Annotated in this window: 24 protein-coding genes and 1 riboswitch; of the genes, 8 read left to right on the top strand and 16 right to left on the bottom strand. The window is 29.8% G+C overall.

Annotation, left to right across the window (positions count from 1 at the left end; genetic code table 11):
• Positions 1–313 precede the first annotated feature (313 nt).
• Entirely contained in the window at positions 314–622 is a 309-nt protein-coding gene (locus tag T514_RS0113375) for a hypothetical protein (protein ID WP_027625242.1), read from the bottom strand.
• A gap of 343 nt (positions 623–965) precedes the next feature.
• On the opposite strand from T514_RS0113375, the gene T514_RS0113370 reads away from it, so the two are divergent.
• On the top strand, positions 966–1,646 hold the full coding sequence (locus T514_RS0113370) for a hypothetical protein (RefSeq protein ID WP_156939914.1): 681 nt from the start codon (positions 966–968) through the stop codon (positions 1,644–1,646).
• Positions 1,647–1,725: 79 nt separating this feature from the next.
• Here the strand turns inward: T514_RS0113370 and T514_RS0113365 are convergent, their stop codons facing one another.
• The 3 genes from T514_RS0113365 to T514_RS0113355 all read right to left on the bottom strand — a co-directional run bounded on the left by T514_RS0113365 (position 1,726) and on the right by T514_RS0113355 (position 3,360).
• Positions 1,726–1,971: a hypothetical protein gene (locus T514_RS0113365; protein WP_027625240.1), complete on the bottom strand. Its 246-nt coding sequence runs from the start codon at positions 1,969–1,971 to the stop codon at positions 1,726–1,728.
• Positions 1,972–2,065: 94 nt separating this feature from the next.
• Positions 2,066–2,644, bottom strand: a complete 579-nt coding sequence (locus tag T514_RS0113360; protein WP_034869141.1) for a YdcF family protein — start codon at positions 2,642–2,644, stop codon at positions 2,066–2,068.
• Between the two features lie 38 nt (positions 2,645–2,682).
• On the bottom strand, positions 2,683–3,360 hold the full coding sequence (locus tag T514_RS0113355; protein ID WP_027625238.1) for a Crp/Fnr family transcriptional regulator: 678 nt from the start codon (positions 3,358–3,360) through the stop codon (positions 2,683–2,685).
• A 176-nt stretch (positions 3,361–3,536) separates the two neighbouring features.
• Between T514_RS0113355 and T514_RS0113350 the strand changes: the two genes are divergently transcribed.
• Both T514_RS0113350 and T514_RS25785 read left to right on the top strand, forming a co-directional pair.
• Positions 3,537–4,262 (top strand): ATP-binding protein, encoded by a 726-nt coding sequence (locus T514_RS0113350; protein WP_027625237.1) that lies wholly within the window; start codon positions 3,537–3,539, stop codon positions 4,260–4,262.
• A gap of 244 nt (positions 4,263–4,506) precedes the next feature.
• Positions 4,507–5,532, top strand: a complete 1,026-nt coding sequence (locus T514_RS25785; RefSeq protein ID WP_027625236.1) for a GGDEF domain-containing protein — start codon at positions 4,507–4,509, stop codon at positions 5,530–5,532.
• A 158-nt stretch (positions 5,533–5,690) separates the two neighbouring features.
• Here T514_RS25785 and T514_RS0113340 read toward each other — a convergent pair whose 3' ends face one another.
• From T514_RS0113340 to T514_RS0113300, 8 genes are all read right to left on the bottom strand, one after another.
• Positions 5,691–7,148, bottom strand: a complete 1,458-nt coding sequence (locus T514_RS0113340) for an NCS2 family permease (RefSeq protein WP_027625235.1) — start codon at positions 7,146–7,148, stop codon at positions 5,691–5,693.
• A gap of 405 nt (positions 7,149–7,553) precedes the next feature.
• Positions 7,554–8,780 carry an ABC transporter permease subunit gene (locus T514_RS0113335; protein ID WP_242850604.1) on the bottom strand — a complete coding sequence of 409 codons (1,227 nt, stop codon included), beginning with the start codon at positions 8,778–8,780 and terminating at the stop codon, positions 7,554–7,556.
• Position 8,781: 1 nt separating this feature from the next.
• Entirely contained in the window at positions 8,782–9,669 is an 888-nt protein-coding gene (locus T514_RS0113330; protein WP_027625233.1) for an ABC transporter ATP-binding protein, read from the bottom strand.
• Positions 9,669–10,409, bottom strand: coding sequence for a hypothetical protein (locus T514_RS0113325; RefSeq protein WP_027625232.1), 741 nt, complete (start codon positions 10,407–10,409; stop codon positions 9,669–9,671). Before T514_RS0113325 ends, T514_RS0113330 begins: the two co-directional genes overlap by 1 nt.
• Positions 10,390–10,932, bottom strand: a complete 543-nt coding sequence (locus T514_RS0113320) for an RNA polymerase sigma factor (protein WP_027625231.1) — start codon at positions 10,930–10,932, stop codon at positions 10,390–10,392. Before T514_RS0113320 ends, T514_RS0113325 begins: the two co-directional genes overlap by 20 nt.
• 219 nt (positions 10,933–11,151) lie before the next feature.
• A complete protein-coding gene (locus T514_RS0113315) occupies positions 11,152–12,564 on the bottom strand; it encodes an alanine/glycine:cation symporter family protein (protein ID WP_027625230.1) in 1,413 nt (470 codons plus the stop codon).
• 101 nt (positions 12,565–12,665) lie between these two features.
• Positions 12,666–12,759, bottom strand: a riboswitch (glycine riboswitch).
• Positions 12,760–12,928: 169 nt separating this feature from the next.
• Positions 12,929–13,480, bottom strand: coding sequence for an ECF transporter S component (locus T514_RS0113305; protein WP_027625229.1), 552 nt, complete (start codon positions 13,478–13,480; stop codon positions 12,929–12,931).
• Between the two features lie 189 nt (positions 13,481–13,669).
• The gene (locus T514_RS0113300; protein WP_027625228.1) at positions 13,670–15,139 is read right to left on the bottom strand and encodes a carbon starvation CstA family protein; all 1,470 of its coding nucleotides are present in this window, start codon (positions 15,137–15,139) and stop codon (positions 13,670–13,672) included.
• A gap of 231 nt (positions 15,140–15,370) precedes the next feature.
• On the opposite strand from T514_RS0113300, the gene T514_RS0113295 reads away from it, so the two are divergent.
• Together T514_RS0113295 and T514_RS0113290 are read left to right on the top strand one after the other, a co-directional pair.
• Positions 15,371–17,041 carry a LytS/YhcK type 5TM receptor domain-containing protein gene (locus tag T514_RS0113295; protein WP_027625227.1) on the top strand — a complete coding sequence of 557 codons (1,671 nt, stop codon included), beginning with the start codon at positions 15,371–15,373 and terminating at the stop codon, positions 17,039–17,041.
• Positions 17,038–17,802, top strand: coding sequence for a LytR/AlgR family response regulator transcription factor (locus T514_RS0113290; protein ID WP_027625226.1), 765 nt, complete (start codon positions 17,038–17,040; stop codon positions 17,800–17,802). The genes T514_RS0113295 and T514_RS0113290 overlap by 4 nt, the downstream gene beginning before the upstream one ends.
• Positions 17,803–17,843: 41 nt before the next feature.
• Here T514_RS0113290 and T514_RS0113285 read toward each other — a convergent pair whose 3' ends face one another.
• Genes T514_RS0113285 through lgt form a run of 3 tightly spaced genes read right to left on the bottom strand, consistent with a single transcriptional unit; the run spans position 17,844 to position 20,455 of the window.
• Positions 17,844–18,791: a galactose-1-phosphate uridylyltransferase gene (locus tag T514_RS0113285; protein ID WP_027625225.1), complete on the bottom strand. Its 948-nt coding sequence runs from the start codon at positions 18,789–18,791 to the stop codon at positions 17,844–17,846.
• A 24-nt stretch (positions 18,792–18,815) separates the two neighbouring features.
• Complete coding sequence (locus tag T514_RS0113280) at positions 18,816–19,661, bottom strand: metallophosphoesterase (protein WP_027625224.1); 846 nt, start codon at positions 19,659–19,661, stop codon at positions 18,816–18,818.
• Positions 19,662–19,696: 35 nt separating this feature from the next.
• Positions 19,697–20,455, bottom strand: coding sequence for a prolipoprotein diacylglyceryl transferase (gene lgt, locus T514_RS0113275; RefSeq protein ID WP_027625223.1), 759 nt, complete (start codon positions 20,453–20,455; stop codon positions 19,697–19,699).
• Between the two features lie 381 nt (positions 20,456–20,836).
• On the opposite strand from lgt, the gene nuoE reads away from it, so the two are divergent.
• Genes nuoE through T514_RS0113260 form a run of 3 tightly spaced genes read left to right on the top strand, consistent with a single transcriptional unit; the run spans position 20,837 to position 24,985 of the window.
• Complete coding sequence (gene nuoE / locus T514_RS0113270) at positions 20,837–21,319, top strand: NADH-quinone oxidoreductase subunit NuoE (protein WP_027625222.1); 483 nt, start codon at positions 20,837–20,839, stop codon at positions 21,317–21,319.
• A 55-nt stretch (positions 21,320–21,374) separates the two neighbouring features.
• Positions 21,375–23,228: an NADH-ubiquinone oxidoreductase-F iron-sulfur binding region domain-containing protein gene (locus tag T514_RS0113265; RefSeq protein WP_423219359.1), complete on the top strand. Its 1,854-nt coding sequence runs from the start codon at positions 21,375–21,377 to the stop codon at positions 23,226–23,228.
• Between the two features lie 23 nt (positions 23,229–23,251).
• The gene (locus T514_RS0113260) at positions 23,252–24,985 is read left to right on the top strand and encodes an NADH-dependent [FeFe] hydrogenase, group A6 (protein ID WP_027625220.1); all 1,734 of its coding nucleotides are present in this window, start codon (positions 23,252–23,254) and stop codon (positions 24,983–24,985) included.
• Between the two features lie 181 nt (positions 24,986–25,166).
• Here T514_RS0113260 and T514_RS0113255 read toward each other — a convergent pair.
• Positions 25,167–25,355, bottom strand: a 189-nt coding sequence (locus T514_RS0113255) for an IS200/IS605 family transposase (protein WP_027625219.1), incomplete at its 5' end; no start/stop codon positions are given.

Raw genomic sequence — 25,355 nt, 5'->3', positions numbered from 1 at the left:
TCCAATAATATTGTATATTCTTTTTATAGCTATATGGTATCATAATAAAATGAATTAATCAATATATTATTCAAATATTTTATTTTATTGTTCGCATTTGCCTGAATTTAATTTTATTTATATAAAATATCATTCGTGTTTTTAATATAAAGTTCATTTTTATATTTATATATAATAAAACATACATCACAAATATAAATATTTTAACTAAAAATAAAAAGTATCGACCTAAGCCGATACTTTTTGAATATTATTTTATATATTATACCTTTTTAAAACATATTCCAAACTTATTTTCCAGTTTGGAAAAATTTTATATTGAAATTATGTTATTTTCCACTAATATACTTTTGTCTTCTTCAGTTACTGGTTTATATCCTTTTACAAGAAGTTCTTTTATATAAATCTTATTATATATAAATGAAAAAATAATTCCAGAAATACATCCACCAATTCCCACAGTTGGAATACCAACTGCAATACTAATGGCAACCATAATTAATGCCCACTTAATATCTCCTCTAATAAGAGGCACTATAAATCCAAAGAAAAATGTTGTCCACGAAAAACCATACTTCACCTCCTTGACTACTCCACTGTCATGTTTCATTTTTACTTTCATTTTTGTCTTCCTCCCTCTCAATTGTCTTGCAATTGTACAATACTTTTCTCTATATTATTCTACATAATTAGTATATTTCCTTTATTTTTATAAAAAATACCACATTTTTTATGTTTTTTATTATAAATTTCAAAATAAAATTCAATATACAGTTAAACCTTCTCACTTGATTGCCAATTATTTGAAAATATAACTTTCTAATTTCTACTTTCCATAAAAGTATTATGCAATTTCCCCCTACAGTTTTTAAAAATTTCTTCGTAATTTTTTTAAAGTATGCTAAAATTGTATATAATATATTTATAAAAGCAAAATATACTTTTAGGAGATGATTTTATTGTTCTTGTTTAATAAAAAAGTAGATGAAAAAGTAATTAATGAAATATCCCAAATTATAGATACATATCCAGAAGAAATGGAGGAATGTTTTTTACCTAGCGATGCTAAAATGATATGGTATCTTGGTGGAAATGAAGATTTAGATAAGTTATTCAAAAATGAATTAGAAAACTTCGATCTTCATAAGTTGTTTAACCATAAAAAAATCACATTATCTCAGTGCCTACGTGAGCAACCAAAGGTTAGAAAGTCTTTTTTTTATGCTTTAAATAATATAAAACAAAGTCAAAATATTTACTATAATTCAGGACTTTTAGATTTTCTTAAACAAAAAGGAAAGATGTTTATAAATAATTATCTTAAGGGTTTTCAAAAATCCGCTGATTACTACTATAGAAAAAAAATTAGCAAGGGCAAAGTACCTGAATATAGAGATTTCTTTGCATGGATACAAGATAATCAACTATATTTATTAGATAAACTTTTTGTATATCTAGGACCTTATAAAATTCCAGTGGATAATATTATCTGCTATTATGAAAATGATGATATTGCAAGAACAGTTTTAGAATATAAAGAAAACGATGAAGTTAAGACTATGACTTTTAATTTAGGTTCACATGATATAATAAAGGGAATACTTCCTTTTAAGGGTAAAGATTTAGATGAATCAAGTGATTCTTAGTTTCAAATAGATTTTACTTATAAAATAAAATGTTAAATGGCTATCTAGATAACTTAGTTATCTAGATAGCCATTATATATTATAAAACCTTTCTTAATTTTTCACTTTCATATTCTTTTATAAATTTGCTATTATACTCGTCTCTCACTACAAGTCTAACCATATTATCCTTTATTTTGAGAACCTTTCCTTTTAATTTACTTCCTATGATATTCACAGGAGCGCCATAAAGTAGTTCCTTTACATCTTCCCCATTACAATATTCACATTTCTCATTACTTTTTAAAACCCTTTTACATTCATTACAATAATAAAGTTTCCCCATGACCTATCCCTCCAATAAAATTTGTCTATATTATATATTCTATATTTTCTGAATTTTTCCTTCTTTTAAAATATATTTTTTGCAATATATAATATTATCTTCCTGTGATGTAAAATTTGAGGAGTCCAGGTATCTCTCTTATGAATCCCATTCTTTCGTGAGATTTATAATCACTTACATATACACCAGAAAAACTAGCATCTATACCTACCTTTTTAGCCATTAAAGAAGCTCTTTTTAAATGATATTTATTGGATACTATAATTGACTTATTAAAACCTTTCTTCTCCATTATTCTTTTTGAATTAATTAAATTCTCCATAGTTGTTTTAGATTGATCTTCTTTTATTATAAATTCTTCCTTTACCCCTTTTTTCAAAAGGTATCTTTTCATAGCTTCAGCCTCTGAAATACTTTCCCCAGGGCCTTTTCCTCCAGAAACTATGATAAAATCTGCATATCCTTCTTTGAATAATCTATATCCTTCCTCCGTTCTCCATTGAAGAAAAGGACTGGGGTTCTCCCCATAAACACTACATCCTAATACTATAATACAATCTGATTTTTCTCCCTTAGAGTTCTTTCCAAAATTATATATACTAACGCCTAATGTTAGAGTTAATATAACTCCTAAAGAAAATATAGATATTATCACCTTTCCTAAAACCTTCATTCCCTTCCCCGCTTTCTTACATTAATTATAATATGCAATTATAACAATTCAGTTTCTAAAGCTTCCTCGTCTAATATCTTAATTATGTTTTTATTAAAATCTATAATTTCTTCTTCTTTCATGCTTATCATTTCTCTAGAAAGAGAAGGTCTTGGAATACCTAATTGCTCTGCCATCTCCTTTCTTGAGATATTAAATTTTACTGTGAAGCTTTTTTGCTTTTTGCTTTCTTCCAAAATATAATTACTCAACTTTTGTCGTATACTTTGATAAGATAAAGTTTTAACTTTTTTATTTAACATAAATATTTTATTTGATAAAAGTCCCATAAAATTATTTAAAATTTCAATGTTTAAACTACACAACTTAAGCATTTCTTCCTTTGTAATAAATATTATGTATGCATTACTTGCGCAGATAACTGTTGCAGGATACTTTTTTACATCTGAAAATAAAATAACTTCTCCAAAAGTATCTCCCTGCTCTAATCTATTAATGGTTACTGTTTTTCCTGAAGCAAATATCTTTTGAACCTCTACTGTTCCATCTACTACTATTCCAATCCTATTGCAAAAATCCTCTTCAATAGCAATAGCCTCTCCCTTGCTATAAGAACTTAATCTATAATTTTTTTCTTCTATAACTTTCAAAATCTTTCCTTCATCTAAATTTTTAAATATTGAAGACTTTTTTAATGCTGAAATAACTTTATTCATTTGTAATTCCATTTCATATCTCCTCCTATAAAATGCTACTTACTTATTTTCGTTGATATTTATATATCGAAATATATTCTTTTAAAAGGTAACTTTTGTTACCGATTTATATATGTAATTCTAATATAATAAAAACATAAATTCAATGAATAATAAATTTCAGGAGGGAATTAACTATGATAAGAAAAATAATTCATATAGATGAAAACAAATGTAACGGCTGTGGACTATGTGCAAATGCTTGCCATGAGGGAGCCATAGAAATGATTAATGGTAAAGCAAAGCTTATAAGTGATGAGTATTGTGATGGATTAGGCGATTGTCTTCCAGAATGCCCTACTGGAGCAATATCCATGATAGAAAGAGAAGCTAAGGATTATAATGAAGAATTAGTTCAAAAGAAAATGAAAGAACATAAAACTGAAGAAAAACCTTTACCTTGCGGATGTCCTGGCACAGCAGCTAAATTAATTCAAAGAACGCCATTAAAAATATCCACTGTACCTAAAAATGAAACTAGAGTTTCCACTAATAATGAATCAGAATTAAGACAATGGCCTGTTCAATTAAATTTAATTAATACAAAAGCCCCATATTTAAATAATGCTGATTTACTTGTGGCTGCTGATTGTACTGCTTATGCCTATGCAAATTTTCACAGAGACTTTATAAAAGATCATATCACAGTAATTGGTTGTCCTAAATTGGATGATAATAAATATTATGAAGAAAAACTAGCAGAAATACTTAAGTTAAATAATATAAAAAGCATTACTGTTGTAAGAATGGAAGTACCTTGCTGTGGTGGTATAGTAGCTTCTGTAAAAAATGCTATGTTAAAATCAGGCATAATTGTTCCTTATAAAGAAGTCATCATATCCACAGATGGTAACATTAATTAGTCTATTAAATAATAATATATTAAAAAACACTACTTAGGAAACTGTTGGTTAACGGTTTCCTATTTTAATTTAAAAATATATAGTCTTATTAAAAACAACTTTTACATACAATTATTATAAAATGTGGAAAATTAATAACCAAATTATAGGTGTTTTGCCTTTTAAATATATGGATTTAGTGCTAAAATATGTATATAGAACTTGATAAAATTACTTTTATCTACTTATTCGGGGGGATATGTTTATGCTTGGCTATATAACTGAAACAATACCATCTAATATAGTAATTGATACATTAAAAGAAAATGGTAGTTTCTTTAATGGCGATATAAATAGTTTTAATAATATATTAGACTTTCTTATAGAAGGTTTTGCTTTGCATAAGATAATTTTTAATGAAGACAAAAAGCCCTGTGATATTATATTAATAAATGCAAATAAAAGTTTTGAAGACATAACTTCTATAAAAAAAGATGAAATTTTAGGTAAAAGTCTACGAGAATTTTTTACAAATCATCTTGATGTTTTAGATATATGGATTAATATATTTAGTGAAGTTGCCCTAGAAGGAAAAGTAATAAGTTTTAAAACATATTGTCCAAAATTAAATATACAATTTAAAGTAAATGCTTTCTCTCCTAAATATGGGGAGTTTGCTGTATTTTTTAGTAAGCATATTGAACATAAAAAAACTAAAATATTAATACCTAGCATAGATAACCCAATAAAATTTAATTGGAAATTCATGGCTTATCATGATCCTCTTACTACTCTTCCTAATAGAAGATTTTTAATTGAAAAACTTAATGAAGAGTTAACCTTAGCTAAAAAATGTAATTATATATTTGCCATTATGTTTATAGATATAGATAATTTTAAAATTATAAATGATAGCCTTGGTCATGAAGTTGGAGATTTTGTTTTAAAGGAATTTTCAACTAGGCTTAAAAATAATATTAGACAAAATGATACTGTATTTAGACTTGGGGGAGATGAATTTGTAATATTCTTAAAGATACAAAATGGGTTAGATGATGTAACGTCAATAGCTGAGAGGATTTTAAAAAGTCTTCGTGTACCATTTAAATGTGGAAGTAAAGAATTATTACTTACATCTAGTATAGGTATAAGTGTTTATCCTAAGGACGGAAATAATATAGACACATTGATAAAACATGCAGATAAAGCAATGTATGATGCAAAAAAACAATGTGGAAGCTATTTTAAATTTTTTAATAGTTCGCTTTATAATGAACTAAGTATTTCATAAACAGAATTTTTGCTTAGAAAGCGTTATCTATGGACATAGCCGCTCTTTACTCCAATTTTAAAGAAGATGGAAGTATTAGAGCTGGTAGTCATCGGATAAAAATAAGACCTTACTAAAAGTAAGGTCCTATTTTTCTGTATTATATAATTTTTAGGAGTTTATTTAGGTAGTATTGTAAATCTTATTATGAACAATGTGGCCAAAATATATACTATTGGATGAACTTCTTTTCCTCTTCCAGTTACTAATTTTACTATTGGATAAAATATTATTCCTGATGCTATTCCATTAGCTATACTATAACTAAATGGCATAATTGCTATAGTAAAGAAAGCTGGTAAAGCTTCTGTAAAATCATCAAAATTTATTTTTGTTACAGCACCCATCATTAACACACCTACTATTATAAGTGCCGGAGCTGTAGCTTCTGCTGGTACAATACCAACTAATCCAGTAAAGAACATTGCTAGTAAAAACAATATTCCTGTTACTACAGATGTTAATCCTGTTCTTCCCCCCTGAGATATACCTGAAGTAGATTCTACATAAGTAGTTACAGTACTTGTACCAAGTAATGATCCTGCAGTAGTTGCCACAGCATCTGCCATAAGGGCTTTATTCATATTCTTCATTCTTCCATTTTCATCTACCATGTTAGCTTTTTGTGCTGTACCTACAAGAGTTCCTATTGTATCAAACATATCAACTAAACTAAAAGATATTACCACCATTAAAACATTTAATAGTGCTCCTACTGCTCCACTACCTCCAATATTTAATAATCCTTTTATATCTAATTGCATAAAAGTTGGTGCTAGTGAAGGTGGTGCACTTACAAGATTTTGTAAAGGAACTAATTTTGTTATTCCTAATGGAATACCTGCTATAGTAGTTAAAAGAATTCCTATTAATATAGATCCTTTAACATTTCTTGCCATTAACATTCCTGTAATTGTGATACCTATTAATGTTAATATAGCATGAGGATCCATAAAGTTACCAAAGCTTACTAAAGTTGCTGGATTTGATACTATAATACTTCCGCTTTTAAATCCGATTAAAGCAATAAATAAACCTATTCCGCCTGAAATTGCAAGTTTTAAATTTTGAGGCAATGCATCAACTATCTGTTCTCTTAATGAAGTAAGAGTAATTATTATAAACAATACTCCTGATATAAATACTGCTGCTAAAGCTTGTTGCCATGTATATCCTAATGTTAAGCAAACACTAAAAGTAAAAAATGCATTTAATCCCATACCTGGAGCTTGTGCAAAAGGCATATTAGCATAAAGTCCCATGATAAATGTTCCTATAGCTGCTGAGATACATGTAGCTGCAAATACTGCTGCTACTACATTATCATTTAATGCATTAATTCCTGCTTTTACTGCTGCGTCTCCTAAAAGTCCTTGTGCATTCATACCAGCTTGCATTAATACTCCTGGATTTACAAATATTATATAAGCCATTGTTATAAAAGTTGTTATTCCTGCAATTATCTCTGTTTTAACTGTTGTATTATTTTGAGATAACTTAAAAAAAGAATCTAAAAAGGAACTTTTCCCATTATTTCCTGAATTCTTATTATTATTTTTTTCTTTTATCTGTTCCATTACAATACCTCCATTAACGTTTATACCATTACGAACATTTATATTATTATTACAATATAATATTAACATTTTTAAAATAATACGTCAATATATTTTATTTATATTTTTTATCATTGTTCGTATATGATGTATAAAATCATTTTTTCTAACAGCTTATTGTTCGTTTCCAATTTCCCATTTATATATTCCAACACAGCTCCAAACTATATTATTTCTTAGTTTTGTGAAATTAATGCGCTAAATTACTTACGAAAAATTGAGAATGGAGAGTTGAAATTGACTGTATTGGCCAATTACCAGCATCTGCGTCATCATCAACAAAGTAAAAAAACTACATTTTCAAATAATTAAACTTCAGTTCATCATGAACTGAAGTTTAACGGAATTATATAAGAAAATAATCTATCACACTATCTGATGTTTTTTAAATGCGTTATAAGCAAAAGGTAATAATAAACTAGCAAATATGCCATATAAAACCGGAAGTATCTCATAAGGGGTAATTACCTTTCCTACAAAATCATAAAGTGTAAATGTCTGAAGTAATCTCCAACCTAACAGCATCTGAGATGGTAACATGTTAAAAATTTTATTCCATAAACTTCCTTCAATTACAAACTGATTAATCGTTGAAGGTACCATAATAATTAGAACTATCAAAATAATTGTTGCAAAGGATGTTTTTACTTTAGATGAAAGTGACATAGCCAAAGTGCCAATAAATAAGCAAGCTACATAACCCAAAAGCACTACCATCCAAAAAGCTTGTCTGTTTGTTATATGATAAAAACTTTTCCACGCCTCGGAATATGCCTGTATTGGGCAATCACCACCCTCAAATCCAAATATTACAAAAATAAAACCAAACATTACACATACAGTTATCCAATATACCAGAGAGGTGGATAATAGCCCAGCAATTAACTTGCATATAATTCCTTTTTTCTTTCCATGTTCAGTAGAGAGCAAAATTGTATCACTTCCTGTTTGATATTCTACGGAAAATACTGGTGCCATTAAAATACAGATTACAAATGCCAAAGCAAAAACTACTGTTGCACTATATTCTAATGCATTCATCCAACCATCTGCATAGGAATATTTAAGCGGTATAGTTAAGTCTCTGGCAGAATTCATCAAATATTCTTTCTCGTTTTTTGTAAGGTGGTTAGCTTCTTGACTATCTAACAATGTTTTTAACTGATTAACTCGATTTGAATAAAATCTGCCTGCATCATCAACACTTAAGCTGTCAATTAAGTAATAATCATAGAAATGAATTTTTGCATAAGATTCGTTAATTAAATCACGTATATCCATAAATTGCTGTTCCTTTGAATACTTTATATTTGAAAGCTTATTATCTGATTCTTTCATACCAGCAAATCTGCTATCTGAATTGATGTCATGATTTTCTTTTATCACATTTCTAATGGTTTCCTCTGTTAAAATTCCATTCCATTTCATTTTTTCATTTCTTAGTAACCCAACTGCTTTAATTCCACTAATTTGGTTTCCAGCTGCATCAACATACGTTACTTTGGCTAATCTAAAAAACAGCATAATTGCTAAATAAATTCCTAATACTATCAAACTGATGATTGAAGTCTTTTTACAAAAAATTTTTTTCATTTCATATTTCAAAATCTGCAATTTTATTCACCTCTCCGAAATAGTATATAAACAAGTCCTCCAAAGCAGGATCAATCTGTATAGCAGATACTGATGGTTTGGTTTCTGAAATGATCCTAAGTTCAACTTTCTCACCACAGTTCCTTTCATTGCTAAACAAATACATTGAACGTAATTCTTCTGCCTCTTTTAAATCTACTAAACAAATCCATACCTTGCCTTTTATTTTAGACAGTAATTTTTCAACTTCTCCCTGTTCAATGATACTTCCTTCTTTCATAATTAAAATTTCTTTTGCTATGGATTCTAAATCTGACACAATATGAGTAGATAATAAAACTATTCGCTCCTTAGCAATGTGGCTAATGAGCGCACGGAATCGAATTCTTTCTTTTGGGTCTAGTCCTGCCGTTGGCTCATCTAATATTAAAATCTCTGGATTATTTAAAACTGCTTGGGCAATTCCAAGCCTTCTCTTCATTCCACCAGAAAAAGTTTTTATTTTCTTTCTTCTAACTTTCGTTAGTGAAACTATTTCCAATAATTCATTTACACGTTTTCTTGCGATTATTGGCTTTAAGCCCTTTAATGCAGCTATATATAATAGGTAATCCTCTGCAGAGAATTCCGGATAATATCCAAATTCCTGTGGCAGATAACCAATAATTCTTCGATATCTTTCATCCATGACTTTAATGTCTTCTTCATCATACTCTATGGTTCCACTAGTAGGAGTAACTAGCGTGCAAAGCATTCTCATAAGAGTTGTCTTTCCTGCACCATTAGCTCCTAACAGGCCATATACTCCTTTTTCTAATATAAAACTTACATGATTAACAGCCATATTTTCTTTAAAATTCTTACATAAATTATTTACTTGTAATTGCATTAGCACACCTCCAAATAACATCTTCCTGATTTCACAATTCTTTTTCCTGCAAAAATAAGATATCCTAAGGAAAGAATCAAAAGTGCATACCATATTTTCATCTGCAGCAATTCATACACATGATAATCTTTCACCAATAGATACCAAAAAACAGCTCCACTTATGCAGCTACCTACAGCAATAAGTTCTGAACATATTTTTCTTTTGCTGCATAACAATGAAAAACAGATACAACAATTAAAATTAAACGGTACAAAGAAATAGATTACTGCCTCATATAATGAAAATCCACTTGTCTGGACTGTTATTACAGTCAATATAGTTGCTAATATCAAATCCAACATTCCTACTAACACTAATCTTGAAAAATATACCTTTCGCAAGTCAAAGTACGTTGTATTTTCTACTTCATAGGTATTAGTTGATATATTTTTCCACAGCTCTGGTATTGAAAATATAATTAATAATGGTGCAAAGATGGCACAATAACTCATTTTATTTTCACTTATACCTTCATATAAGTTCATAAATCCTAAACTAAAAGCAGCTGCAAAGAAAACAATAAGTTGTGTGACCCAATAACTTTTACTCAAAGATAACATTTGCTGAAATAGAAACTCCCATCTGTTCATAGGTTCTAAAAGCATTTGTCTTCGATATTCCTTTTTAGCATCCTCAATTGTCTGCATCATCTTTTTTTCATCATAAGCTGGAACTTCCTCATTTAAATGAATACCCATAAAAATCCTCCTTATCTATGCTCTTTTTAAGCATCTTTTTACTTTCCGAAAGACGATATTTTACTAACGAAATGTTAATATCCAGTATTTGCGCAATTTCTTGAATCTTTAGATTTTGAAAATAATGTAATATAATCACTTCTTTGAACTCCTTTGGCAATCTAGAAATCTCCTGCTGCATTGATACTTTCAGCGTAATTTCTTTCTGTTCTTCTTTCGTACCTACTATTTGCCCTTCCACTTGCCAGCTGGATACTTCTTTATGCTTTTTATATTCATTCTTACACAAGTTTCCTGCAATAACATAAAGATAGTTTTTTGCCTTGCCCTTGTGAATATAGCTGTTAAAATGTTTAAAAAACCCAATAAAAGTATCTTGTGTAAAATCTTCAGCCTGCCACTTATCAGACAATTTATAATAACAATACCGATATATTTCATCATAATACTTCTTTACAAAATCATTAATCGCAGATTCATCACCCTGCTTCATTCTTCGTATTAAAAAAAAGTCTTTGTCCACCACTTTACCTCCTTTGTATCGATTAAAAAGCACCTTTCATTATGTATAACAACTTACACAATCAAAAAGTCAGGATAATTTATATTTTTTTTAAATTACTCTTTATATAAAAATATGGGCTGCTTGCAAATGCAAACAAGCAAATATATTCTAAAAAAAGATGAAACCCACCTTGTGGATTCCATCTTCATCTATTAATTCTTAATTATTAGTTTTTAATTATCTAGATGCTACCTTCCTTAATTCTTGTACTGGTTCATCTTCTACCCATTCATTATTTTTTAATTTAGTAAAATATTTTTTAGTTTCACTTACTACAATACCACTAAGTCCAATAAGAGCTATTAAATTTGGTATAGCCATAAGACCATTTACTATATCTGCAATTATCCATATTAAATCTAACTTTAATATAGCAAGTCCTCCTATTGCAACTATTCCAATAAATATATATCTATAAGGTTTTATGCCATTAACTCCAAATAAATATTCTGTACATCTTTCTCCATAGTAATTCCATCCCAATATAGTAGTGAATGCAAAGAATAAAAGACCAACAGTTATTATAAATTTACCTACTACTGGAACAGGTATTCCATTTACAAAAGCTGCATTTGTCATAGCCGCTCCTACTAAATCAGATTTCCAAGTGCCTGTAAGTATTAAAGTTATTCCTGTCATAGTACATATAACTATTGTATCTATAAATGTTCCTGTCATTGATATAAGTCCCTGACGTACACAGGATTTAGTCTTTGCAGCAGCTGCTGCAATCGGAGCACTTCCTAAACCTGATTCATTAGAGAATACTCCTCTAGCCACACCATTTTGTATAGCTTGCTTCACTGTGGCACCTAAAAATCCTCCTATAGCTGCACTAGGTTTAAAAGCACTTTCTAAAATTAAACCTATAGCTGCTGGCACTAATTTAATATTTAATACTAAAATTACTAAAGAAGCTGTTATATATAATATAGCCATAAATGGAACTATCTTTTCTGCTACTTTAGCAATAGTGTTTATACCCCCTAAAGTAACCATAGCTACAAGTACTGTTATTACAACTCCTGAAGCTATAGCTGGCACACCATAAGAATCCTTTAAAGAATCAGATATGGCATTTATTTGAGCAAAAGTTCCTATTCCAAAGAAAGCAACTCCTATTCCAAATACTGCAAACATTTTTGCTAACCACTTTTTTCCTAAACCTCTCTCAATATAGTACATAGGTCCGCCAGACATCTGACCATTTTTATCTGTTACTCTGTACTTTACCGCAAGTAAACCCTCTGCATATTTAGTAGCCATTCCAAAGAATGCTGCCATCCACATCCAAAATAAAGCTCCAGGTCCTCCTGCTTTAATTGCTGTAGCTACACCTACAATATTTCCTGTACCAATTGTTGCTGCAAGTGCAGTACACAAAGCTTGGAAACTAGTTACATCTCCTACTCCTTGGCTGTCTTGATCTTCTTTTGAAAAAAGGTATTTAAATGCTAATGGAAGTTTTGTTATTTGAAGAAATCCTAGACGTACAGTTAGATAAATTCCTGTACCTACAAGTAATATTAGTAAAGGTGCTCCCCATACTATTGAATCGATTTTGTTAAAGATTTGAATTAATTTTTCCATTTTCCCATCCTCCTATTATTTTTAATTTGGACAGAGGATGAATAGAGACAACGCAAATAAAATAGAGGTCTTCTCAAAAAATGATAGACCTCTGGATTACAGTTCTATTCTCTGTCCTTTTACCTGAGAGTTTCATTGGGATATCCCAACTTGCTCCTTCGGTGCTCATTTAAGAGTCTCTCCAGAGTTTCGTCCAATAACAGTCCTCCCCATAAATAATGGTACCTGAAAGATTAACATCTTCGGTGGGCTTTCGCCTCTCTCCTATTACCTTCATCCGAACCACTTATTAAATTATTTATAATTCTAGCACTTATATATTGAAAATGCAACAGATTTTTTCATAAATTTTTAATAGTATTATTTATTTCCTGTAAAAATAGTTCTTAAGTCCTTTTATTAATGGAAGCGCTATTACAATTCCTACCACAACTTCTATAATATTTCCTGGAACTTCTCCCAAAGCTATGGCTAAACTTTCTCCTAAACTTGCAGCCTGCACATAAACAAATCTTGTAATTATTGCATTAGCTACATAATAAGCTCCAATCATCCAAATTCCAGCACAAATAAATGCAAATATATTATTTTTCAAATTATTACCATCATAATTATCTCTATAAGCTATACTAGCTGCAATATATGCCATAACACCTTTTATTACCAATGTAAATGGAGCCCATACTGCATATCCCCCAAGTATATCAGCTAAAAACATTCCTAATGCTGCTGCTATTGTACCCCTTCTTTTTCCTAAAATTATAGCTGCTAAAAACACCATACTATCCCCTAAATGAGTATAACCTATGAATGTAGGTATTCTTATAGTCATAGTAACAGCACAAGTAGCTGCCATCATTAATGCAATATAAACTATCTCTGATGTTGTTATTTTACTTTTTAGTCTATTTTCCATAATGTTTTACTTATCTCCTTTACAACATTATTAATTTTTAATATTATTATAAAGAATTATATAAATACGTCAAAATGTATCCATACACTTTTTAGTTGACAATTGACAGTGAAGGATGCTTTTTCTCCATTAACACTACAGAAAATTAAAAGTGAGAGCATCCATCACAGAATGCTCTTAAAAATATAATTAAACTGTTTTAGAACTCGTGCCTAAACTTTCTATTTTTTGTTTTGCTTTAAATAAAAATATTCCTAATATAACTATTGCTCCTATTATTCCTATTGGATATCCTACTGTTGTAGACAGTTTAAATCCTTCTGGCGCAACAATAATATAGCTTATACTTACTGCAGTCATAAATGTTGCTGGTATACTTGCAATCCAATGAGACTTTTTGTTCCAGACTAAATACATGGCTGATGCCCAAAGCACTACTGTTGCTAATGCTTGATTTGACCATCCAAAATATCTCCAAATAATATTAAAATCTATCTTAGTTAATATAAATCCAACTACAAATAGGGGTACGCTTATTATTAATCTACTTTTAATATTTTCCTGCTTATACTTAATTGAATCTGCTATAGTAAGTCTAGCGCTTCTGAAAGCTGTATCTCCTGAAGTTATGGGACATGCCACAACACCCAATATAGCAAGAGCTCCTCCAACCTTTCCAAGCAGTGAATTACAAATAGTACTTACTGCCCATGCTGCATTATTTTTGTTAGCAGCCATAACATCATTTAACTTAGTTACTCCATCCACTCCATGTGGTCCTGCAAAAAAACTCATTGCTGCTGCTGCCCAAATTAAAGCCACTACTCCTTCTGCCACCATAGATCCATAAAATATTCTTCTACCCTGCTTTTCACTAGTTATACATCTTGCCATTAATGGTGACTGAGTTGAATGAAAGCCAGATATAGCACCACAGGCAATAGTTATAAATAATACTGGAAATAATGGTGTAGCTTCTGGATTACTATGCATATTATAAAGATTTGCTGGTATAACTTCTGGTATTGGATAGCCATCTATTATTAGTTTTCCACCCACTCCTAAAGCCATTATAAGTAATGATACTCCAAATATTGGATAAATCTTACCAATAAGTTTATCTATTGGAAGTAATGTCGCTAAAATATAGTATGCAAATATAACATATAACCAAAAGGTCTTGTCTAAAGATTCTGGCGTTAAACTAGCAAGCAATCCTGCTGGTCCCATTACAAAGACTACACCTACTAAAACTAATAATACAACTGAAAATACCCTCATAAACTGTTTAAAACCATTTCCAAGATACTTACCAACTATTTCTGGCACACTTGCTCCATCATGTCTAACTGATAACATTCCTGAAAAGAAGTCATGTACTCCTCCTGCAAATAAACATCCAAAAACAATCCACAAGAAAGCTGCTGGCCCAAACATTGCACCTAAAATTGCTCCAAATATTGGACCAAGGCCTGCAATATTCAAAAACTGTATTAGAAATATTTTCCATTCAGGCATAGGCACATAATCAACGCCATCTTGTAATCTAATAGCAGGTGTTTGTATACTTTCATCTACTCCAAAAGCTCTTTCTACTACTTTTCCATAGATACAATACCCTACTACTAATAAAATTAGAGAAAAAATAAATGATATCATAACACACCCCCCCTAATTGAATTAAAACTTTTATATAGTTGAAATCCTATAATTAAATTATATTAAAATTCAGAATTTTAGCATATATCCTACTGTTAAAATGTAACTTTTTTAGGTTGAAATGCAAATTTTAGGAGGCGAATAGTCAAATTTTACCCCTTAAAACCATTTAAATATTATAGGTTTTATGTATAATTAGAAATAATATTAATTTTAAGGGGAGTCCTACCTATGATATATATACAATTATTAGAAAGTATGTCCTTAATTGCATTGTCTGCTTATGTATATGGACAAACTTCTATATATAAAAGATTTTTTTATAAAAATGCAACAACTTTTTTTAATAAATTAAGAATAATCTTTTTCTTTAGCCTCCTCTCCATTATAGGAACCTATACCGGAGTAAATATAATTCCTTCTTCCTCTAATTCTTTAAATACCATTAATCCTTATGCATTAGCAAATACTCGTCCAATAGGTGCTATAACCGCTGGATATATTGGAGGACCATTAGTAGGAATGATTGTTGGCTCCATAGCAGGCTTTCAAAGATATACTATGGGGGGATTTACCGCATTATCCTGTGGATTATCAACAATTATTGAAGGATTATGTGGTGGAATTGCACGAAAATATTCACGAAATAATAACTTAGATGCTAAAGTAGGTTGTCTAACTGCAATGGTGGCTGAAATATTACAAATGATTATTATATTAATTTTTTCTAAGCCTTTTAATGAAGCATTGGAATTAGAAAAAATAATTGCTATTCCTATGATAGTGATAAATTCCTTAGGAGTTGTAATATTTATAAATATAATAAATAATGCTTCTGATCAATATAATCGTATTGGTGCTATGCAAGCTCAAAAAGCCTTAATAATAGCAGAACAAACATTAAATTATTTAAAAAACGGATTTAATAAGGAAACAGCAGAAAAAGTAGCAAAAATAATATTTGATAATAATAAGTTTAAAGGTGTTTTCGTAAGTAATGATAGAGAATTACTATACTATTGTGGCAAAATTTTCCCATTGGTTTCTCTATCTGAAGCTCTTAATTCTTATTATTATAATCCTGATTACAAAATAATATCTGTATCTAATAAGGATAAAAAAATACTTTTTTTCTGTATTCCAATTTTTCATAAAAATAAGTTGGAAGCTGTAATAGGCTTAAAAATAAAATCCGAAAAATATATAGATAATTATTTTATACAGTTTGCAAAACAATTAAGTAGTCTTTTATCTACACAACTTCAAATATATAAACTAAATGAAATTGCTCATGAAGCTTGTATAGCAGAATACAAAGCTTTAAGGGCCCAAATCCACCCTCACTTTTTATTTAATGCTCTAAATACAATTTCATCATTTTGCAGAGTAAACCCTAATAAAGCTCGAGAACTTATCATTGACCTATCAAATTACTTTAGGCAAACATTGAAGAAAACTGAGGATTTCGTTACAATTAAAGAGGAATTAGACTTTTTAAATTCTTATCTTTCTATAGAGCATGCAAGATTTGGAGATAGGCTTAAAATAAACATAGATATTCCTAACGCATTACTTAACTATAAAGTACCAGTTTTTATACTTCAGCCTATTATTGAAAACTCTATAAAACATGGTATTTTACCAAAGCCTTCTGGGGGAATAGTTACCATAGAAGCCACTTCCTTAGAAAATAGCCTAGTTTTTGAGATTCAGGATGATGGCATAGGAATGGATGAAGATAAGCTAAAAGTAATTTACAAGAAGTCAGGTGGTATAGGACTAAAAAATGTAAATGAAAGATTAAAACTATTATATGGGCAAAACTGTACATTAAAAATAAAAAGTATGAAAAATAAAGGAACACTTGTAAGTTTTGTAATACCAAAGGAGGTGAAAGCATGAAAAAAATAAGTTGCATAATAGTTGAAGATGAAATACCTGCTGCTGAAGAATTAAAATATATATTAAGTGAATATGAATTTTTAAATGTTTGTGCTATTGCTCATGATGGAGAAAATGGCTTTAATATTATAAAATCCCAAAATCCTGCAGTAGTATTTTTAGATATAAATATGCCTATAAAAAATGGTATTGATTTAGCAACGGATATAAAAGAATTTAATAGTGATATAGAAATTGTATTTGTTACAGCTTACGAAGAACATGCTCTAGAGGCCTTTGAAGTAGCCGCTTTGGATTATATATTAAAACCTTATGATGAAAAAAGAATAAAAAACACTATAAACCGTATTTATAATAAATTAGCAAAAGATCCAAATACTGAAATAACCAAAACAATTAATAAAATAATTAATAAACTAGATAATACTCAAAATGCTATTCAAAAAATTCCTTGCGAATATCACGGAAAAATAATATTAATTCCTTTAGAAGATATATTTTATTGCTACACCGAAAATGAAAAAATTTATGTAAAAACATATAACAATAAATACTTCACTAACTATACCATGAATAGACTTCAGAAAAAATCAAAATTTTTTAGAGCGCATAGAAGCTATCTTGTAAACTTGGATAATATTAAAGAACTATACTCTTGGTTTAATGGTACTTATAAATTAGTAATGAACGATATGGAAACTTCCGAAGTGCCTATAAGCAGAAACAATGTTAAAAAATTAAAAGAGATTTTAGGAATTTAAATAGATTATAAATAGGGATTTTTTCAAAAGAAAAATCCCTATTATTCTTCCTGTTCTATTTTAAGTTCTTTTGCTGCCTTCTCTGGAGATATAGGATTTTGTATAATTCCTGTACTTATCTCAAACCCCGCAAGACTTGCTATTCTAGGATAAATGCCTACACTAAAATGAAAATAGTCATTTTCTTCTTTAATAAAATAAAGACAAATATTTAAAGCAATATCCCCCAATTTAGAATATATTTTATTTATAATTTTAAAAATACATTGGCATAGTGATGTAATATCTTCCTCAGTAAAATTTAAAAATTGTACATGATCTTTCTTTATTATTGTAATCTCATAAGAAAAAATAGAAGCTTCTGGACAAAAACATATAAATTTATCATTTTCATATATTAATCTAATATTATTTTTTAATTCCTCTCTTATAGTTTTACAATATATACATTCACTTTTATTTACATAAAAATTATGATTATAATCTAACATATGCTTTATTTTTTCTGGCATTATATTTAAAGCTATTATTTGAGAATGTGGATGAGCAAGAGATGCTCCCCCTTCCCTTTTATAATTCTTAAATATTTGTATATACTTAACATTATCATCTTTATACAATTTATTTGAAATATCTATATAAGATTTTATTATTTTTTCTATTTCATCTTCTTTAAATTCATGTATTTTTTTATTATGCTCTCTACTTTCTACCACAACATAATGATATCCAAATACATTCTGTCCTTGTTTAGTATAATTTTCAATACAAGGATATTTATTAGGAATGACCCTTACCTGCCAAGGATCTTTTATTTCATACACAGAATTATCACTTTGACTTTCATTTCCTGGGCAAAATGGGCAATCTTCCTTATAGCTTACATCATTTTTTTCTTCCCCAATATTAAAATCATAAGGCTTCTCTACCCTTTTTTCGGATACAATAACATATTTTCTATTGCACTCTTCTTTTCTATAATTACTCATATTTACTCCTTTACTATCTTGTAATTAATGTGCCTTTAATACAACCTTTACCAATTCAGGTCTATTAAATATTCTTTGAGGTATTGAACTATTACCTAATCCTCTACTTATTACAATAAAACCCTTTTTTAATTTATGAGCACCTGATGTATATTTAGGGAATAGTCCTTGTCCTGGTGCTATTATAGCTCCTATAAGTGGAATTCTAACCTGTCCACCATGAGCATGCCCAGAGAAAACCAAGTTTATATTTTCATCATTATATACATTTATTCTTTCAGGTCTATGGGATAAAAGAATTGTAAAATTCTTTTTATCTACTCCATTTTTAGCCTTACGAATATTTTCTTTAAGCACTTCATCTTCTTCATCAGCATGAACTACACCTGGATCATCGATACCTAAAAGATAAATATATTCTTTCCCATTATCTATCTTTACATTCTCATTTCTTAATACCTTTACCCCTATATTTTTCATATTACTTTCCAATTCATTAAATTTTCCTGACCATATTTCATGATTTCCTGTAGAAAAATATACAGGGGCTATTTTTACTGCTTCTTTTAAAAATTCTATACTAGGTTTATCATTATACCTACGCCTATCAATTATATCTCCAGTAATCACAATAATATTGGGTTTTTCTTTTTTTATTTTTTCTATGAGAATCTTATTTTTTTCACCAAATACTTTACTATGTAAATCTGAAATATGAATTATACTATAGTTATCAAAACTCTTTGATAAATTGTCGTAATATAAATCATAGTTAGATATACCTAACCAATTATTTTCACAATAAAAAAATGTTAGCAGGACGCATATTATACATAATACTTTCCACCTACTTTTGATTTTTATTTTCATAGTATCCCCCTGATAAAAATTATATTATAGTTTTTTTACGTTCTCCTATTTTTAATATACACTAAAAAAGCCACACAAGAAACTATCCCAAGAATACTTATTAATTGCGCCATCCTAATAGAACCAAACATTAAGCTATCCGTTCTAAGTCCTTCTATAAAAAATCTTCCTAAGGAATATAGCCCAATATATGAAAATAATGCGATTCCATCTATAAAAGTTCTTTTTAAAATATTTATTAATAATATACATACAACTATATCCCAAATAGATTCATATAAAAAAGTAGGATGATAATAAACACCTTCTATATACATACCTTTTTGAATAAATCTGGGAAAATGTTTTATAAATTCATAAGTAACTGGACCTCCATGAGCTTCTCCATTAAAAAAGTTTCCCCATCTTCCTATCCCCTGAGCTAGAATTAATGACGGTGCTACTACATCAGCAAACTTTAAAAATTTTTGTCCCTTTTTCTTAATATAAATATAAGCTGCAGTTAATCCAAATATTACGCCTCCATGAATAGCAAGACCACCTTCTCTAATATTTATAGCACTCCATAAATCATTTTTATAATACTGAAAATTAAAAATAACATAATATAACCTTGCTCCAAGTATAGCTATAAGAAAAGATATGAAAAATGTATCAAACATTACATCAAAATCTATTTCTTTCATCTTACAATTACGTTTAACTAATAATACGCCTAACAATACTCCTGTGGCAATAAATATACCATACCATCTTATTTGTAAACCAAAAATGTTAAAAGCTACTGGTTCCACCTAATATGTCCTCCTTAGTTTATTATTCATATAATCATTTTAATTCATTTGTTAATAATATCTCAATATATAATTTGCACATTATTTATTATATATATTCTTCCAAAAAATTAAAATTGTGATAAAATATATTATATATAGAAAACAGGGAAAATTAAAGCTAGCAATGTTTGCAATACCAAATTTCACACTATTTTTTATATAGAAAATATATATTATTTTTCAATACTTTATTGCTATAAATTATTAACTAATGTAAAATAATATATCGTTGTGTATTATTTTGTCTTATTTTGCTTTAAAATTATCTTTTTTTTAAAGTTAATTTTGATATAATCAAAGTATGTTAATTTTTAAACATAATAAAGGAGGTCTTTATTGGTGTGCTGCAAAAATGAAATCTTAGAAAGCAAATTAAACGAATTAAGTGAATTTATCGATAGTATTCAGAATAAGGAAGGTTCATTAATCGCTGTCCTTCACAAAGCTCAAAACATATTTGGGTATCTTCCTAATGAAGTGCAGAGCTTTATTGCTAAAAAATTAGACATACCTGTATCTAAAGTATATGGTGTTGTAACATTCTACTCATATTTTAATACAGAGCCTAAGGGAAAATATGTCATAAATGTATGTATGGGTACAGCTTGCTTTGTAAGAGGAGCTGGAGATGTAGTAGATGAACTACAAAAAAAATTAAATATCAAAATTGGAGAGACTACAGCCGATGGAAAATACACTATAGAAGTTTTAAGATGTGTAGGTGCTTGTGGACTAGCTCCTGTAGTAACAGTTAACGATAAAGTTTATGGTCATTTTACTAAAGATAAAGTAGACAAATTATTAGAAGAGTATAGTGAATAAGGGGGAATAACCATTGGTTAAAATAAAATCCTTTGAAGAACTTCAAAAACTTAATATAGAGTTTCAAGAGCTTGTTAAACTAAAAAAAGTTTCTCATGAACTAGAACTAAACTCAGAATCCAAAAGATGCAAGCGTTACATCTCCGTCTGTGGAGGGACCGGCTGTAAATCTAGTCAAAGTTATGAAATAGTAGAAAAATTAAAAGAAGGTATCGAAGCTGCCGGTCTTGCCGATGAAGTTCAAGTTGCTATAACTGGCTGCTTTGGTTTTTGCGAAAAAGGACCTATTGTAAATATAAATCCAGATAACGCTTTTTATGTAAGCGTAAAACCAGAAGATGTAGAAGAAATAATAGAAAAACACTTATTAAAGGGTGAAATAGTTCAAAGACTTCTTTACATTGAACCTACTCTTCAAAAGAAAGTAAAAAGACAAGATGAAATGTCTTTCTATAAAAAACAACTTAGAATAGCTCTTAGAAATTGTGGTCTTATAAATCCAGATGATATAAGAGAAGCTATAGCAGAAAATGGCTATATGGCTTTAGGTAAGGCACTATCTCAAATGACACCTGATGATGTTATTAAAGTAATCTCTGATGCCGGCCTTAGAGGAAGAGGAGGCGGAGGTTTCCCAACCGGTAAAAAATGGGGCTTCGCTAAAAAGTATACTAGTGATAAAAAATATATAATTTGTAATGCTGACGAAGGAGATCCTGGTGCTTTCATGGATCGTTCAATACTAGAAGGAGATCCTCATAGTGTTTTAGAAGCTATGGCTATTGCTGGATATGCTATTGGTGCTAATGAAGGTAATATTTATATAAGAGCTGAATATCCACTTGCTGTTGAAAGACTTTATAATGCTATAAGAGAAGCTCATGAATATGGACTTCTAGGTGATAACATACTAGATACAGATTTTAGTTTTGATATTCATATTAAATACGGTGCAGGAGCTTTCGTATGTGGAGAAGAAACTGCTTTAATTCACTCAATAGAAGGATGCCGTGGAGAGCCAACTAATAAACCTCCTTTCCCAGCAGAAAGCGGTCTTTGGGGTAAACCTACTTGTGTAAATAACGTAGAAACATTAGCAATAGTACCTGATATCATAAATAAAGGTGCAGATTGGTTTAATTCTATAGGAACAGAAACATCAAAAGGAACTAAAGTTTTTGCTCTTGCAGGAAAAATTAATAACGTTGGTCTTGTAGAAGTTCCAATGGGGACAACCTTAAGAGAGATAATTTATGATATAGGCGGCGGAATAAAAAATGGACGTAAATTTAAAGCCGTTCAAACTGGTGGCCCTTCAGGTGGATGTATTCCTGTTGAAGACTTGGATGTTCCTATTGATTATGAATCATTAACAGCTATCGGTTCCATGATGGGATCAGGCGGAATGATCGTAATGGATGAAGATAACTGTATGGTAGATATAGCTAAATTCTATCTTGAATTTACTGTTGATGAATCCTGTGGAAAATGTACTCCATGTAGAATAGGTAATAAACGTTTATTAGAAATACTTACAAAGATAACTGACGGAAAAGGTACAGAGGAAGATTTAGTTAAATTAAAAGAATTAGCTGAAACTATAAAAGATACTTCACTTTGTGGTCTTGGTCAAACAGCACCTAACCCTGTATTAAGTACTATGAAATATTTCATGGACGAGTATATAGCTCACGTTAAAGAAAAACGTTGTCCTGCAGGAGTTTGTAAAAATCTTTTACGTTACGAAATTGAATCAAAATGTATAGGATGTACAAAATGTGCGAGAGTTTGTCCTGCATCTTGTATTACTGGAAAAGTAAAAGAAAAACATACAATCATCCAAGATAAGTGTATTAAATGCGGCACATGTTATAGTGCTTGCCCTGTAGGAGCTATTGTTAAAAAATAATATTTAAGAAAGAGGTGTGCACTTTGAGTTTAGTAACACTTACAATAAACAATAAAAAAATTCAAGTAGAACAAGGAACGACTATACTAAATGCCGCTAAAACATTAAATATAAATATCCCTACTCTTTGTCACTTAAAATTACATGATAAAAAAACAGAAAATAACCCTGGTTCATGTAGAGTATGTGTAGTAGAAGTTCAGGGAAGAAAAAATTTAGCGCCTGCTTGTTGTACTCCTGTTATGGACGGAATGGTGGTAAAAACTAATTCTATTAAAGCTATAAAAGCTCGTAGAAATATGGTAGAACTTCTTTTATCAGATCATCCACAGGAATGCTTACTATGTGAAAAAAATACTGAATGTGAACTTCAGAGTTTAGCAGCAGATATGGGTATAAAGTCTATAAAATATACTGGTGAAATATCAAAATTCCCAAAAGATACTTCTTCTTTCTCTATAGTTAGAGATTTAGATAAATGTATTCTTTGTAAAAGATGTGTAACTATGTGTAATGAAGTACAGACAGTAGAAGTACTTTCAGCAGTAGATAGAGGATTCGATACTGTTATAGCTCCAGCATTCTCCGCTCCAATGATTGAAACTAACTGTACTTTCTGCGGACAATGTGTAGCTGTCTGTCCAACAGGAGCTTTAACTGAAGTAAATAATACCTCTAAAGTTTGGGATGCATTAGACAATAAAGATAAGGTTGTTATTGTCCAAACAGCTCCAGCTATTAGAGCAGCTTTAGGAGAAGAATTTGGATTAGAACCTGGAACGGTAGTTACTGGTAAAATGGTTTCAGCTCTTCGTGCCTTAGGTTTTAATAAAGTTTTTGATACAGATTTTGCAGCAGACTTAACTATAATAGAAGAAGCTACTGAGCTTATACACAGACTTGAACATGGCGGAAGACTTCCTATGCTTACAAGCTGTTGCCCAGGATGGATAAAATTCTTTGAACATCAGTTTAGCGATTTATTAGATATACCATCTACTTGTAAGTCACCTCAACAAATGTTCGGAGCTATTGCTAAAACTTATTTAGCAGAAAAAATGGGAGTAGATCCTAAGAATTTAATAGTTGTTTCTGTTATGCCTTGTCTTGCTAAAAAATATGAAGCTGCAAGACCAGAAATGTCTAATAACGGAGTACCAGATGTAGATATAGTTATAAGTACAAGAGAATTAGCTAAAATGATCAAAGAAGCTGGAATTGACTTTAGTTCCTTAGATGATGATAACTTTGACAATCCATTAGGCGAATCCACTGGTGCTGCTGTAATATTTGGAGCAACTGGTGGAGTTATGGAAGCTGCTCTACGTACTGCTTATGAATGGTTAACTAAAGAAGAGTTAAAAGATGTTAACTTAATTACTGTACGTGGAATGGAAGGCATAAAAGAAGCTACAATAAAAATAAATGATATGGATGTAAAAGTAGCTATTGCTAGTGGACTTGGTAATGCTCGTAAATTACTTCAAGCTATAAGGGAAGGTAAAGTTAACTATCACATGATAGAAATAATGGCTTGTCCCGGTGGTTGTATAGATGGTGGCGGACAACCATATATGCACGAAAATATAAATACATTAGAAAAAAGAATGGAAGCTTTATATAAAGAGGATGCAGGAAAAGCTATAAGAAAATCTCATGAAAATCCATTTATAAAACAACTTTATAATGAATTCTTGGGAGAACCTTATGGCGAAAAGGCTCACGATTTACTTCACACTACTTATATAAAAAGATAACTATCTTTTTATGTAGTTGACACTTGACAGTTAAGGAGAGAATTTTTTATGTTCATAAAAAATTCTTTTAAATAAATATCCACCAGCTTAGCTGGTGGTTTTTCTTAAGCCCTATAAGGGCACTTTACCAGCATTGTGCCTTAAGGCACCTATAAAAATCTCGCCAGCCGCAATTTAACTGTTACCTGCCACCCTTAAAAGGGTCAATATATTCTTTAATACTTATTTGGTCGGCGATCATGTCTTCATTCTGTTGATTTTTTATATATTCTTCTATTGCATTCTTATTTTTTCCTACTGTATCCACATAGAAGCCTCTACACCAAAAATGTCTATTTCCATACTTATACTTTAAATTTGCAAATTTCTC

This window comes from Clostridium lundense DSM 17049, assembly GCF_000619945.1.
Taxonomy (GTDB): domain Bacteria; phylum Bacillota; class Clostridia; order Clostridiales; family Clostridiaceae; genus Clostridium_AO; species Clostridium_AO lundense.
This window is presented reverse-complemented; position numbering and strand designations above follow the sequence as displayed.